Raw genomic sequence first — 12980 nt, 5'->3', positions numbered from 1 at the left:
CGGACCTGGTTCGGCCGCTTCCTGCCTCAGCAGGAATGTTCACCCCGCGTAGCGCATTAGCAAGGGATACATATGATGGCCTACTTCGACTACGAAGTGAGCGCGGAAGTTTATCCGAGTCGCCGCTACGCTAAGACAAGCAAACAGCGGTATCGCCGCTTCGGCAATGCCGCGGAAGCGATCCAGTTCATGATCGAAATCGTGTCCTCCCCGTCGCTGGCAGGGTCGTTTCTGGAGGTCGATGAGCGGCGCTACGAGGGTGAGGCTATTCGCGCCCTCTATGACGCCGATGAGTATCCGTTGCTGCGGCGGAAAATTGCCGCTTGAAGAAATCCCTTATGACTGAACGTTGGGTTTCGCGGCTGCAACCGATCTTGTCGACGGCGTTAAAGCGGCGAGGCTCTACACCCTCAATGCAGTCGAGCGGAGCCTCGCACACTTCCCTGGTGGAGATGATCCGAGGTCCACACCTGAAGACCACCGCCGAAACCGACTTAGGTCCGACCCGGCTGCCTGAGGCTCGCCGGTCCAACAGCGACCATACGCGCTTTTTCCTCTATTGATAGGCCAAGCGTCCGAAATTGTTAGGTGCATGACGGGAATGGGCGCATACTCACTCGAGCGCACCTTTGCGCCACCAGCGAAAGCTCCCAACATGCCCGTCGATTACCCGCAAGCGGCCGCCGCGCCGACTACATTTAGGCATGCGCGCAAAATCAACTTCGCATTGGGTTTTACTCTGACGCTCGGCCTCGCGCTTGTCGTCCGGCAGGTCATCTCGCTCGGCGGTTGGCAATGATCGCGTTGAGAATTCGCGGTGTGCGCCGACTTATCCTGAGCACGACAGACCTTGCCAAGCCGATGAATTTGAATGGATGCCCACCGGCCGACGAGACCTTGACCTTTCCGGCGGTCCGAAAGAGCTGGCGAGACTTCGATCCTCTCTGGCTACACCCTATGGGTGAGGTGGGGCACACTCATCTGACGGTGGTCAAATGACCGGCTGCGATCCCCGGCGGAGGCAGCGTTCCGTGGCCCGGGGAGGTGCTCTCCGCTGATGCTCCCGCTGTTCACTCTGACCTATCGCATGTTCACGGGCGCCCAACGGCGAGAAGCTCACACGTTGGAAATGGCGATCTGGGAATACGAGCAACTTCGCGAAGCGGGCGCCGCCGAAATAGGGATCTTCGATCAGGAGCGGCGGCCGCTTACCATCGATGTGCTGCGTACCCAGGCCAGCGGTTCAAAGTAAGCGCAGTCTCGGAAAGGCGATCGTGAGGCCGGCGGTCTCTGACCCCGAGAGCTCGGCCGTATCGTCATCACCTACCTGTAACCCGTGGAGATATCCCGATGCCTAAGGGCAAAAAAGACGCGCATCAAATTCGCCAGCGCGACACCATGGTGCTCCCTTTCAAGCGGAACATCGCCAGCTTGTCGATCCGCCTCGACAGGTGGGAGAACGACACGAAACCCGGCACCACTACGACGGTCCGCTCTGCGGCACAGGGGAGAGCGAAGGACGCAATTGTCGAGCTCGATAACCAGGTCGCTCGCCTGAAGGATGTCAAGTTTCCCCAAGGCACTTTCGACACTGCTCTTGCTGGGCAGGTCGAGGCAATGCACGTCAGCTATGGCCGCATTCGCGACGCCCTGGAAGGTATCGCAAGACCGCTGCAATGACCACCCCGACCAGAATTGCCAACGCCAGGGCCGCAGCGCGCTCCTATGCCCCCAAGCCGAACGGCACCGCCTTGACCTACGGCCTGATCGCGGCAGCTCTCACGACCGCCGCAGCCATTATTGCCGACGCGTATTTTCGAACCGACGTCGTGGGTAGGCCTGTCGGTCTTGCGGTTATCGCTACCCTGGCCTTTGCGTCTGGTGCGGTGTTTCGGTTCTGGCGACAGCGTCGATACGTGGGGGCTTTTCGGGCCGAGTACGTCAAGCGCACCCCGACGGCACCTGTCAGCGTGCCGGCCATTAGCGGCGAGCCTGCCGGAGTTAAGGGGGCACATGGTTCTGACGAAGAGTTGGAGTTTGTGACGTTTCGTTCTGCCTTCCTGCTGCCCGGCTTGACCGAGACACATCCGCCCGGAACCTTTGAAGTACGCCTGCGGAAGGAACCACTGGACGTTTCGTGGGGCGCCTTCCGGCTGATCAAAACCATCATGCTAACCGGCCACGGGGTGATTGAGGCTCTGGAAGTCAAGGAAGATGATCTCGCCGCGGCGTTGAAACATGACGCCAACCCGCCACAATAGGCACGCGTCAGCTAACCGATGCGTGTTATGTTGAACCGCTTGCATGCATTTCGCGTGCTCGTCTGACACAGATCGGACACTTCAATGCAAATGCCGACTTGGTTGAAACCCGGCCTCATGGGCGCGGGTGTAGGCGCCATCGCTCTTGCAATCATTGGCTTTAGCTGGGGCGGCTGGGTAACCGGTGGCTCAGCTCAGGACATGGCCAAAAGGGCCGCGAGCACCGCCGTTGCTGCAGCGCTTACGCCATACTGCGTAGAGCGGGCCGGCACACCCGAGGGAGCCTCGGTTATGACAGAGCTCAAAGGCGCTGCAATCTATTCCCGCAAAGCCATCGTCGAGAAGGCCGGCTGGGCAACCCCGCTCGGTATGGACAAGCCCAACGCCGACTTGGCTCAGGCCTGCCAGCTCAAGATCGCGGAAGCATTCTAGTTGTGTTGCCCTGTCGAACTACGCGGCAGGGCAACCGCCTTCAGCATAGCGTTGAGCGACACCCTGGCCACCATTCAAAAGGATTACCGCAATGACGCCCGAACGCCTTGAAGAGTGTCTACGCCTCGTACGCTGGCACAAAGACGTGCTGGCTGAGGCGATTGATGTTCCGTCGGAGGCCGTAACGGCATGGCTCGCGGGCGCCGAGGAAGTGCCAAGAAAGGTTGGCGCGTGGATCGAGGCACTATGCTTCGTGCACGAGGCCGCCGAGGAGTCGAAGCCGGCTACCGCTGGTGGCGGCTTCGGCAGTGGCCCGGACCGGGAGTTCATTCCGGTGTACTCTTACAACCTCCTGAGGAACCTAAGTCATGCCCCGGTTCCTCTGAAAGGCCTGTTCGGAAGCGACGACGAGGGTGCCGTCTTCTTTCTGGTGTCGCGCGGACTTGCCGCACGAAGCGGCTCGGAACTCGTGATAACGGAGGCGGGCCGCGCCGTGGGCTCGATGGTCGTTTAGGCGTTGCATGGCAAAACGAGTTGGGACATTTCTACCTCGACCGCATCAGGCGGTGAGACCGTCCTTCTCGTAGCGCCGTGGAGAAGACTGTAGCGATGCAAATAGTCCCACACCGATCCACCTCTGCTTCTGGCGCGGCGTGGCCATCTGCGACGACCGGCTGGCCCGGAGCGGGCTTCGATAACGGAAGTTATCGAAGCCCGAGACTCACTTGATCGCTGACGAGGAGTCGATCAGCGACCGCAATTGCCGAGTGAGTTCGCGACCCTGGATTTGGGTCTGGGCATACCCTTCAGCGCTGACGGCGCGGCGGATGAGTTCGACTGAGGGGTAGCGGCCGGAGCGAGCGAGTTCGAAGGCGCGCTCGAGGGCGGTTTTGTTCTTGTCCATCAGGGCAGCATAACAGCCTGGGGCGGGAGAGCTTGCTATTTCGGCCGCGAGCCGCCATATGTAGTGGGACGCGAGCCTTCACATTGCTCGTGTGAGACCCTGTTTCGCAACGGCGACGGGGAACGAGGCCGGGCTAGAGCGCCGGCGCCTCCCAACAGAAAGAAATCCGCCAGTACCTTTGCGTCGCGCCGCCTTCGAGCGGCCGTGCAGTTGCTTGGCGTCTTACGACCATATGCCAGAATTCGACTATCTCGCTCGCGCCGAGCTCTATCTCGGCAGCGACTGGGAGACCGCTACCACGCTCGGTTCACGAGCTTTCCGTCGCGCTGCACATGCCTTGCGCTTCGCCTTCGAGGAAGCGGCTCCCATCAGCCTGAGAGGCGCCCGCCTGCGTATCGGCGACCGACAGTTCGCCGGCCATGAACTCAGGGGCCTCTACACCAACCACAACTATCCGCTGCCCCGAAAGCGCGGGTCCGGCACCAACAACCAGAAGAGGAAAGCCAATGCAGGTCACCGTTAGGGACAACAATGTCGACCAGGCCATGCGCGTGCTCAAGAAGCGCCTGCAGCGCGAGGGCGTGTTCCGCGAGATGAAGCTCCGTAAGTACTACGAGAAGCCGTCCGAGGAGCGGGTGCGCCGACAGGCCGAGGCCGTGCGGCGTTCGCGCAAGAATGCCCGCAAGCAGGCGATCCGCGAGGGCCTGATCGCAGCACCGAAATCAAAGCTGTTCGCGCGGACTGCCCGCCCGGGTCCGCGGCCGCAATCATGAGTGACGCTCCCGATCCGCTGCCGCCGCGCCAGTACACGGCCGGTTTTCTCGCCGGTTCGTTCGGCCTTACCCTCAAGCAGGCGCGGGACATTCTCGCCAGCGTGGGAGAAGATCGCACCGCCGCAGCAGAGCAGGCCCGCAAGAAGAAGGCGGACCGCACCCTTTAGCTGCCGACGTCCCGGGACACGGTTGTCCAAATATGTCGTCGAGGGTGGAGAGCACCATGTTTTCGTTCAAGAATATCGCTGTCCCCTCACGCAACCAACCCAAGAAGCAGGACAATGAGCAGGCAATCGAAGCTCATCGTCCCTACGTGCCGGTGACGAATACCGGCGTTGGGGCCAGGACTGCGCTCAGCGGTCATCAGCACCGGTTCGCGGTTGGCCAGCAGCTGTCGATGGCGCCTGATTGGCGAGAACTTGCCCGCGGCGCGTAGTTGTGCAGCGTCGTGTTCCTGCTCCCCTGTGAGGGCGGGGCGCTGCGCTATCGTGTTCGCAGCGACAGCGAGGGTTTCGAGCGGATCGTCAATGAAGCCGACCTTATGCCGCTCGGCGACGAGTAGAGCCCGATGCCGCAGTTCTTCTTCCACGTGCGCCGCGGAGCGAGCCTTTACGCCGATCCGCTAGGGCAAGAGCTGGAGGACGTCCATGCGGCCTACACCTGGGCAATTGAAGACGCGCGCTCGCTGATCGAAGGTCAAGCGCTGGAAGGCGACCTGCGACTTTATTCAATTGAAGTATGCGACGCCAACGGTCGGGTACTCTCGGTGCTTCCGATCATCGGGTAGGCGCATACATTCGATCATGCCGCACTAACGACGAAACAGTCCGGTCTCCCCGTGAAGCCAAGCTTGAATAATCCCGGCAGGTAGTCTATCCACAAGCCACGTTTCGCTTTTCTGGCGCTATCCGATCGGGGCCGACTGGTCCCTGCAGGCTATCTCTTGATCATCGTGGGCGCTCAGACTGACACGGCGCTGCCGTGGCGGAACACACGTGATGTGGAGAAGCCCTCCCGCACGGCAAGAAGGAGCCTCACATGGAAGGCACCGTAAAGTTCTTCAATACCACCAAGGGTTTCGGTTTCATTCAGCCCGACACTGGCGGTCAGGACGCGTTCTTTCACATTTCGGCCGTTGAGCGGTCCGGCATGACGACGCTCAATGAGGGCCAGAAGGTCAGCTACGAGCTGGAAAAAGGTCGAGATGGCAAGGTTTCGGCCACGAACCTGCGCGCGCTTTGACGCCGAAGAAGCGCGGCGGTAGTTGAGAAGGGCCCTCCGGGGTCCTTCTTTGTTCGCGGCTAGTCTTGGTAGATGTACGAGGTACGAGCTGTCCGCCGACCGGGCTGATAGATAGATGCCGGAGGCTTTTCCTTGTCGGATCGCACCACACTTCTGCGCCGCTGGGCCGGAGCCCTTGGGAGGGCCTCAGGTCAGCAGCCGCCAGCCCTCGTAGCAGTGATAAGCGCGTCGTTATCGAACGTCCGCTTCTGGCGCAAAGCAGACACCCGCGTTCCAGGCTAGTCAACGGGCTGCACTGATCGCGGCGGCTGCGCCCGTTCTTGTCTACAAGCACTTCTGCTTTCGAAAGTCCCTGCACCGAGCCGTTGATCCAGGGTTCGTCCTGACACACAGCGCGTCGTTGACTCCATACCAACCAGTCGGTATGGTCCGGTATGCACGAGTCACGCCTGAAAATTCTGAATGCAACGCTCAACGTCGTCCGGGAGAAGGGCTACCACGCCACCCGCATCGAGGATGTCTGCGCCGCAGCCGGCCTGACGAAGGGCAGCTTCTTTCATCATTTTTCCAGCAAGGAAGAATTGGCCATCGCCGCGGCCGCCCATTGGGATGTGGTCACCGGAACACTATTCGCCTCGGCGAGCTACCATTCCGCGCCGGAGCCGCTCGACCGGCTGCTGGGCTACATCGAACTGCGCAAAGCCCTGCTCACCAACACGATCCCCGAGGCCACCTGCTACGCCGGCACGATCGTGCAGGAAGCCTATGTGACGCATCCCGCCGTTCGCGAGGCCTGCGCCAACAGCATCGTGTTGCACGCGCGGACGCTCGAAACGGATATCGAGGCGGCAATTGCCCGCAGCGACTACAGGGGCGAGCTCACAGCCGAGAGCCTCGCACTGCACACCCAGGCGGTCGTGCAAGGCGCGTTCATCCTCGCCAAAGCGCTGGACGGTATGCCCGCCGCGCTCGACAGCCTCGATCATCTGGCTCGCTACTTCCGGCTGCTCTTTGCTGTGCCGGCGCGACGGGTCCGCAAGACGATTTCAAGGGAGAAGTAGATGCCCCATGTCACTTCCGCGGACGGCACGAGGATCGCCTACGACCGGAAAGGCACTGGCCCGGCGGTGATCCTCGTCGGCGGCACCCTGGACGACGGCGCTGAGAACGCGCCGCTGGCCCGGCTCCTTGCCGACCATTTCACAGTCTACAATTACGCACGACGTGGCCGGGGTGCCAGCGGCGATACACCGCCATACGCCTTGGCGCGGGAGGTGGAAGACCTCGACGCGCTGATTGCGACAGCCGGCGGCTCAGCTCACGTGTATGGCGCCTCATCTGGCGGCGCCCTCGCGCTGGAGGCAGCAGCGGCAGGTTCGGCGATCGACAAGATCGCCGTGTGGGATGTGCCGTACGTGATCGGGGACGACCAGTGGCCGAGGTTCAACCAGTACCTCGCGGACACCCACGAGGCAGACAAAGCCGGCCGGGACGAGGAGCTCCTGGAACTGTTCATGAGGCTTACCGGCGGACCAGACGCGGACATCGCGGCTTACAAACAGTACCCGATCTGGGCCTCGTCCGTCGCGCTTGCCCACACGCTCGTCAAAGACGCCGTGATCCTCAATGACTACAAGATCCCCACGAGCCGACTTGCCCGCATCACTCAGCCGGTCCTGGTGAGCACCGAGGGTCCGACCACCGAGCCCCAGTTCGCAGGCCTGCCGACCGACTTCTTCGACCGCGCCGCGGAAATGATAGCCGCTGCGGTCCCCCAGACCGAACGACACACGCTCAATGGGCAGGGACATGTCGTCGCCCCCGAACTCATGGCCCGTGTACTGAAGACGTTCTTCAACCAGTAACCGGTCGACCAACTCAGGTCCGGGTGCTGTAGTGGACGCGATCGCGCGGCGGCGTGCTGGAGCCCGGCGTCTGCCGCTCCGGCTAGGTCTTGTTCAGTCGAGCAAGCACCGCATCGGTCACGTCGGCGCCGAGACGATAGGAAAACGCAGTGACGCTCGTAAGGTCGTCGCTGAGCGTGCAGTCGAAAGCGAGGCCATACCACCTTTCTCCGGAGCGGAAGATCGCGCCGCTCGCTGTCAGTTGCGTGCCTGTCATCTTCGATCTGGCATAGGCTTCCGCCATCACCACGTCGGGCGCGAAGCCTTCCCCGGCATTTCCGATCTGGGCCAGGGCCTCGATGTTACAGGTTTGCGCCAGCCGCCTTTCGGGCGGCAGGGTTTCGAGCATCGCGCGCGCCCGCGCCATGCTGGGAACACTCAGCATTGCCTCGAGATAGAAGCGCTTGGCGCTGCGCAGCGCGCCGAGCTCAAGCGTCGCGACATCGGGCTCCGCCGACGGAGCCGGCGGGGCTGTTCCGTCCGCCATCTCGCCAGTGTCGGCCGTGACTGCGGCAACGGCTCCATCCGGCACGCTGGCTGGGGCGGTCAGCCCCCTCACTTTGGGACGCGACAGCGGTATCGGGGCTCCCTTTGCCGAGGTCTGCGAACCCCGCACCGGCTCCGATGCCGCGGTGGCGGAGGCCTTGTCTTCGGTCCTCGGGACCGCTGTTTCGGGCGGAGATGTCTCCGCCGCCGATGGCGTTGGATCGGCTGCCTGCTCTGCCGGTGGCGGTTCGGCGGGGGGCGTCTTGGCCGGCGGCAAGGTCGCCGCCGCGGCCTCCTCCGCTGGGTCCTCCGCAGGCGGCTTGCTGGCGCTGATCGCCTCCGGGGGCCGCACCAGCTCCACGTCGATGGCCGCTGGCGGTTTGGCTTCGGCGCTGTCGGGCCGCGGCTGCCAGAGCAAGAACGCCAGCAGCCCCACATGCAGCATTGCTGAAGCCATCGTGCCCCAGACGGCCCATGGGGTACGCCTTGGCGGCTCGGGGGGCGTCGGCTCTGGCGGCGTGACTTCGCTCATGGTTCAGCCTGCTATGACGATTGTGGGCTTTCGGTGGGGAGGGGCAAGGATATTTGGAGCGCAAGAAACAATTAGGCGTTCGCCCCCAGAGTACCCATATGTAGGCTAGGAGGGTGTCAGGCCTTCCTCTCAGCCATCTCCTCGTGTCCGCTTGAGATGACTGAGCCGCTCCGTTCTTGGGGCATGTAGCCGACACGAAAGCTTCCAAATGATAAGCGATAGCCGCAAGGCAAAACGCGACAGCTTCGCCAGTCAGCGAGCGCGACTTCATTTCGTCACCCTGCCAATGGTCGTCGGTCTAGGCGTGCTCAACGGCCGCCAGGACCGGAGAGGTGGCGCATCAAGTGACCGACGCGACATCATTCGTGACGGTCTCATCGGGTTCGTCCCTTCAGGTGCCCATTGAGCCAGTGGTACGCCGACCTCGATCAGGCAGAGTTGGGCCGCGGTGCGAACCTGACGGTTGTGTCCGAACATCAGGTGGTCCGAGTGATCACTTCGGACACCCTTTCAATCCAACGGCCCGACGGACAAAGGCTCACGGCGTTCGTCCAGGACAGGACTGCCGGCCGGATCAGGTTGGTCCTGCAGGACGGACGCAGAGTTTCGTTGAGGCTTGGGTTCGACGAGGCGTTTGACCCTGTGGGGCCCGGTGCTCCCTTCTCCCGCCAGAAGTGGCTGATCAACTGAACGTCGGGCGCGGCGCGCAGGTCAGGTTCACCAATACCCACCGGTCAGGCCGTCGTCCGTTCGAGGCGTTGGAGACGGCCGGTCGGCCGCACTCCGTCTCCAGCGCCAATCATCCAATGGAGGAACTATGCTATGACGCCCGAACGCTTGGAAGAGTGCCTGCGCGTCGTGCGCTGGCCGAAGGATACATTGGCCGAAGCGATCGATGTTCCGTCTGAGGCCGTAACCGCATGGCTCGCTGGCACGGAGGAGGTTCCCCGCAAAGTCGGTGCGTGGATTGAAGCACTATGTTTCGTTCACGAAGCAGCGGAGGAGTCGATCCCTCCCACTGCGGGCGAGGGATATGGAACCGGTCCTAGTCACGAGTTCATACCGGTCTATTCGTACAACCTGCTTCGTAACCTCAATGCCGGGGCCGTCCCGCTGAGGCGCCTGTTTGGTAGCGACGACGAAGGAGCTGTGTTCTTCCTCGTGTCTCGCGGGCTTGCGGCACGGGACGGTGCCAGCTTGATGATCACCGAGGCGGGTCGCTTGGTTGGATCGATGAAGGTCTAGCTGCCGTGACGGGATCGGCAGTTATCCGGCCAGGCGGCGACGCCCGACCATTTCGGAGTAAGTGCAATGTTTGGATACGAAGGTGGATTGTCACCGGAGGCGTTGACCGTCTTGGTAGCCGAAAGGGCCATCGCACACGATCGCTGGCCGTTTTTGACCACCCTGGACATGTCGATGGTGCACAACGAAGAGCAGTTGACGACGCTCGTGAAGGATCGGAAAGGCGCAAACCATGCGACGGCGCTGGCGGACGTTAGGCAATGGCGGCTGGGTTATGATGAGAGACGGTTCCCATCGAGGCCGCTCTGGTAGCTGATCGTACGTAGCGGCGAGGCTCAACGCCAGAATGCCACGCGCTGTGCGGAGCCTCGCTCACTTCGTGGTGGAGGCAATCCGCTTGCGGACAGACGCCGCCGAACCGGCTTAGGTCCGACCCGGCCACTCTGGAGCTAGCCGGTCCAACGTGGACACTGCGCCGTTTCCAAACCGATAGCCAGCGATCTTTGCAACCGGCTCTGCGAGGGGCGATCCGCCTTCTCAAGGCGTTCGATCGAGCGAGGGCAGTTGCCGCCGAGCTGTTATCGAGATCGGAAATGCTCTGCGCTTTCGGCCCGAAGCGGACGCCACTGCCCGGAGAGAGCCGGAGCGGAGCCCCGGCCCTGTTGTTTGCGAAGCCCGGTAGGGGCGGCGCAGGCCGCCGCGCCCGTGCTAGCTCCGGACGATCAGGTGGTCCGATTTCAGCCAGAGCGGGGGCAGGCAGAGCTGGATGTTGGAGAGCGGCAGCAGGTGTTCGCCCAGGCTGACGCCGATGCTGTCGCGGAGGAAGGCGCGGCGCGCCTCGATGCGGGCCCAGGTCTCGGGGTGCCTCGTCGCGAGGTCGGAGCGCAGCGCCGCGTCGGCGATGGCGACCGTGTCCTCGCAGTTGAGGGCCTTGCCGGGCAGCATCGGCACCGGGATCACGTCGACCTGGAACACCATGCCCGAGCGCAGCGTCTCGGTCGAACCCGGACGCACCGGCGAGTGGCTCCACTCGTCGTAGCTGACGAGGTGGCCGGGGTTGAGTGCGGATCTGAGGTTGGCTTCGGCCAGCTTGCCGATGACGGCCTGGTTGAGGGCGCCGCCGGTGGTGCCGATATCGGCGGTTTCGTACCAGGTGACCAGTGCGTCGAAATACGAAACGGCAGTGGCGACGAACGCAGCGTCCGCATCGTCGAGCAGGCCGGCGCGCGAGCTGAGCCCACCCCAGTAGCCGACGGCGGTGGTGACGCCGTCGCCCTGGTGGAGCGTGCGGGCGCCGGCGCTGTTGAGGCCATGGATGGCGTGGCCGGCGTCGCCCGAGGCGAACATGGTGTGGGCGCTCAACGGTTCGCCGGCATAGCCGAGGTGGGCGGCCGCCTCGATCTCGCGCATGCCGGGGCGGGCGTGGCGGACGACATTCCACACCGAGGCCGAGGCGCGGGTCGAGGCCCATTCGAAGGCGGCGATCTGGTCGGCGTCGACGATGCTGCGCGAGCCATGCTGCGGATGCGAGAGCAGCGCGGTGACGTCGGTCAGCGCCTCGTAGCCGCCGCAGATCCGGGCGAGCAGCACGATCATGTAGTGCGGCACCAGGAAACCGTGGCCGCCTTCGTCCCATTCCTCGGGTTCGAGATACTTCCAGCCGACGACGCCGACCGTGTCGCCGGCCTTGAGGCCGGCTTCGCGCAGCACGGTTTCGAGTTTGGGGGCTTTGGTGCGGTCCTGGGCCATCAGGCTCATCGACTGGCTGAGCCTGACCTCGAGGTCGGGCAGCGGCGAAATCGCGGTGAAGCTCTCCGATTCATTGCCGGTGACGACGATGCGGCGGCCATTCGGCCCGAGCAGCAGCACGGCCTCCTCGAAGCGGGGATCGAAGCCGCTGAGGTGCAGGATGTTGGCATTGTGCTCGCGGTCGGCATAGACGAACACCCAGGTCGTGCCGGCACGGCGATAGACATCGTCGCAGCGCGCCGCGAGCGTTGCCGCCGGGATCTGCGGACGGACCAGCGGGACGCCGAACTCGGGCACGGCAACGGTCTGTAGATGGCTCATTTATAGTCCTTGATGGTGGTCGAGTGAGGTCAGCCGAGCACGGCGTCGGTGGCGGGGTCGAGCAGGTGGACGCGATCCATGTCCACGGAAAGGCGCAGGGTGGAGCCGCTGCGCAGCGATGATTGCGGCAGGAGGCGCGCCACTGCCGGTTCGCTGCCGAGCGTGAAATGCACCAGCGTCTCCATGCCGAGCGGTTCGACGAGGCCCGCCGTGATGCTCAGCGGAGCACCACCCTCGGCGAGGCTCAGGTGCTCGGGGCGGACCCCCAGCACGGCCGGCCTGCCGCTGAGCTCAGCAAACAAGGCGGATCGCGACGCCGGCACCGCGAGGCTCTGTCCATCGGGCAGGCGCACGGACAACCCGTTGTCGCCATCAGTCACCGTGACGGTGAAGAAGTTCATGCCGGGCGAGCCGATGAAGCCGGCGACGAAGCGGGTGGCCGGATTGCGATAGAGCTCTTCGGGCGCGGCGATCTGCTCGATGCGGCCCTTGTTCATCACCACCACCCGGTCGGCCAGCGTCATCGCCTCTACCTGGTCGTGCGTCACATAGATCGTCGTGGTCGGTACCCGCGCGTGCAGCGCCTTGATCTCGGTGCGCATCTGCACGCGCAGTTTGGCATCGAGGTTGGACAGCGGCTCGTCGAACAGGAACACCGAGGGGTTGCGGATCAGCGCGCGGCCCATGGCGACACGCTGGCGCTGTCCGCCGGAAAGCTGCCGCGGCTTGCGCTCCAGCAACTGCTCCAGCCCGAGGATTTCCGCCGTGCGCTGCAAGCGCTCGGCGATCTCGGCCTTGCCGACCTTGCGCAGTTTCAGGCCGAAGACGATGTTCTCGGCGACGCTGAGGTGCGGGTAAAGGGCATAGTTCTGGAACACCATGGCGATGTCGCGGTCGCCCGGCTGCAGCTCGTTGACCCGCCGGCCGCCGATCTGCACCTCACCGTCGGTGATCGTTTCGAGCCCCGCCACCATGCGCAGCGTGGTGGATTTGCCGCAGCCGGAGGGGCCCACCAGCACGATGAACTCGCCATCGGCGATATCGAGGCTGATGCCGTGCACCGTCTGCAACTGGTCGTAGGCCTTCACGACCCTGTCGAGCTTTACGACTGCCATGCTGTTCTCCTGCTGT

At 63.5% G+C, this 12980-nt stretch carries 21 protein-coding genes; 17 read left to right on the top strand and 4 right to left on the bottom strand.

The annotated features are described in order from the left end of the window. The first annotated feature begins 75 nt into the window (after positions 1-75). From APS40_RS03880 to APS40_RS03855, 7 genes are all read left to right on the top strand, one after another. A complete protein-coding gene (locus APS40_RS03880) occupies positions 76-327 on the top strand; it encodes a hypothetical protein (protein ID WP_055045812.1) in 252 nt (83 codons plus the stop codon). 328 nt (positions 328-655) lie between these two features. Further along, on the top strand, positions 656-799 hold the full coding sequence (locus APS40_RS24775; protein ID WP_156342826.1) for a hypothetical protein: 144 nt from the start codon (positions 656-658) through the stop codon (positions 797-799). 258 nt (positions 800-1057) lie between these two features. Continuing rightward, a complete protein-coding gene (locus tag APS40_RS03875) occupies positions 1058-1252 on the top strand; it encodes a hypothetical protein (RefSeq protein ID WP_055045811.1) in 195 nt (64 codons plus the stop codon). Positions 1253-1350: 98 nt separating this feature from the next. Continuing rightward, positions 1351-1680, top strand: coding sequence for a class I SAM-dependent methyltransferase (locus APS40_RS03870; protein ID WP_055045810.1), 330 nt, complete (start codon positions 1351-1353; stop codon positions 1678-1680). Further along, on the top strand, positions 1677-2261 hold the full coding sequence (locus tag APS40_RS03865; protein ID WP_055045809.1) for a hypothetical protein: 585 nt from the start codon (positions 1677-1679) through the stop codon (positions 2259-2261). The genes APS40_RS03870 and APS40_RS03865 overlap by 4 nt, the downstream gene beginning before the upstream one ends. Before the next feature lie 291 nt (positions 2262-2552). Then, complete coding sequence (locus APS40_RS25495) at positions 2553-2693, top strand: hypothetical protein (protein ID WP_335338177.1); 141 nt, start codon at positions 2553-2555, stop codon at positions 2691-2693. Between the two features lie 91 nt (positions 2694-2784). Then, positions 2785-3207 (top strand): hypothetical protein, encoded by a 423-nt coding sequence (locus tag APS40_RS03855; protein ID WP_055045807.1) that lies wholly within the window; start codon positions 2785-2787, stop codon positions 3205-3207. 207 nt (positions 3208-3414) lie between these two features. Here APS40_RS03855 and APS40_RS03850 read toward each other — a convergent pair whose 3' ends face one another. Further along, a complete protein-coding gene (locus APS40_RS03850; RefSeq protein ID WP_055045806.1) occupies positions 3415-3597 on the bottom strand; it encodes a hypothetical protein in 183 nt (60 codons plus the stop codon). 232 nt (positions 3598-3829) lie between these two features. Between APS40_RS03850 and APS40_RS03845 the strand changes: the two genes are divergently transcribed. The 8 genes from APS40_RS03845 to APS40_RS03815 all read left to right on the top strand — a co-directional run bounded on the left by APS40_RS03845 (position 3830) and on the right by APS40_RS03815 (position 7477). Next, complete coding sequence (locus APS40_RS03845) at positions 3830-4120, top strand: hypothetical protein (RefSeq protein WP_055045805.1); 291 nt, start codon at positions 3830-3832, stop codon at positions 4118-4120. Continuing rightward, positions 4104-4370: a 30S ribosomal protein S21 gene (rpsU, locus tag APS40_RS03840; protein WP_055045804.1), complete on the top strand. Its 267-nt coding sequence runs from the start codon at positions 4104-4106 to the stop codon at positions 4368-4370. Before APS40_RS03845 ends, rpsU begins: the two co-directional genes overlap by 17 nt. Continuing rightward, a complete protein-coding gene (locus tag APS40_RS24770) occupies positions 4367-4537 on the top strand; it encodes a hypothetical protein (protein WP_156342825.1) in 171 nt (56 codons plus the stop codon). The genes rpsU and APS40_RS24770 overlap by 4 nt, the downstream gene beginning before the upstream one ends. Positions 4538-4593: 56 nt before the next feature. Then, complete coding sequence (locus tag APS40_RS03835) at positions 4594-4806, top strand: hypothetical protein (protein ID WP_055045803.1); 213 nt, start codon at positions 4594-4596, stop codon at positions 4804-4806. 132 nt (positions 4807-4938) lie between these two features. Continuing rightward, positions 4939-5157 (top strand): DUF6894 family protein, encoded by a 219-nt coding sequence (locus APS40_RS03830; protein ID WP_055045802.1) that lies wholly within the window; start codon positions 4939-4941, stop codon positions 5155-5157. A gap of 251 nt (positions 5158-5408) precedes the next feature. Then, entirely contained in the window at positions 5409-5612 is a 204-nt protein-coding gene (locus APS40_RS03825; protein ID WP_055045801.1) for a cold-shock protein, read from the top strand. Positions 5613-6046: 434 nt separating this feature from the next. Then, on the top strand, positions 6047-6673 hold the full coding sequence (locus APS40_RS03820) for a TetR/AcrR family transcriptional regulator (RefSeq protein WP_055045800.1): 627 nt from the start codon (positions 6047-6049) through the stop codon (positions 6671-6673). After that, a complete protein-coding gene (locus APS40_RS03815; protein ID WP_055045799.1) occupies positions 6674-7477 on the top strand; it encodes an alpha/beta fold hydrolase in 804 nt (267 codons plus the stop codon). Positions 7478-7559: 82 nt separating this feature from the next. On the opposite strand, the gene APS40_RS03810 is transcribed toward APS40_RS03815, so the two are convergent. Further along, positions 7560-8534, bottom strand: a complete 975-nt coding sequence (locus APS40_RS03810; RefSeq protein ID WP_082434174.1) for a DUF930 domain-containing protein — start codon at positions 8532-8534, stop codon at positions 7560-7562. 822 nt (positions 8535-9356) lie between these two features. On the opposite strand from APS40_RS03810, the gene APS40_RS03800 reads away from it, so the two are divergent. Together APS40_RS03800 and APS40_RS03795 are read left to right on the top strand one after the other, a co-directional pair. Then, on the top strand, positions 9357-9779 hold the full coding sequence (locus APS40_RS03800; RefSeq protein ID WP_055045796.1) for a hypothetical protein: 423 nt from the start codon (positions 9357-9359) through the stop codon (positions 9777-9779). A 66-nt stretch (positions 9780-9845) separates the two neighbouring features. Next, positions 9846-10091, top strand: a complete 246-nt coding sequence (locus APS40_RS03795; RefSeq protein ID WP_055045795.1) for a hypothetical protein — start codon at positions 9846-9848, stop codon at positions 10089-10091. A gap of 396 nt (positions 10092-10487) precedes the next feature. On the opposite strand, the gene APS40_RS03790 is transcribed toward APS40_RS03795, so the two are convergent. Both APS40_RS03790 and APS40_RS03785 read right to left on the bottom strand, forming a co-directional pair. Continuing rightward, on the bottom strand, positions 10488-11849 hold the full coding sequence (locus APS40_RS03790) for a M24 family metallopeptidase (RefSeq protein WP_055045794.1): 1362 nt from the start codon (positions 11847-11849) through the stop codon (positions 10488-10490). Between the two features lie 29 nt (positions 11850-11878). Further along, positions 11879-12964 (bottom strand): ABC transporter ATP-binding protein, encoded by a 1086-nt coding sequence (locus APS40_RS03785; protein WP_055045793.1) that lies wholly within the window; start codon positions 12962-12964, stop codon positions 11879-11881. Positions 12965-12980: the final 16 nt, after the last annotated feature.

This window comes from Devosia sp. A16 (genome assembly GCF_001402915.1).
GTDB lineage: Bacteria > Pseudomonadota > Alphaproteobacteria > Rhizobiales > Devosiaceae > Devosia_A.
This window is presented reverse-complemented; position numbering and strand designations above follow the sequence as displayed.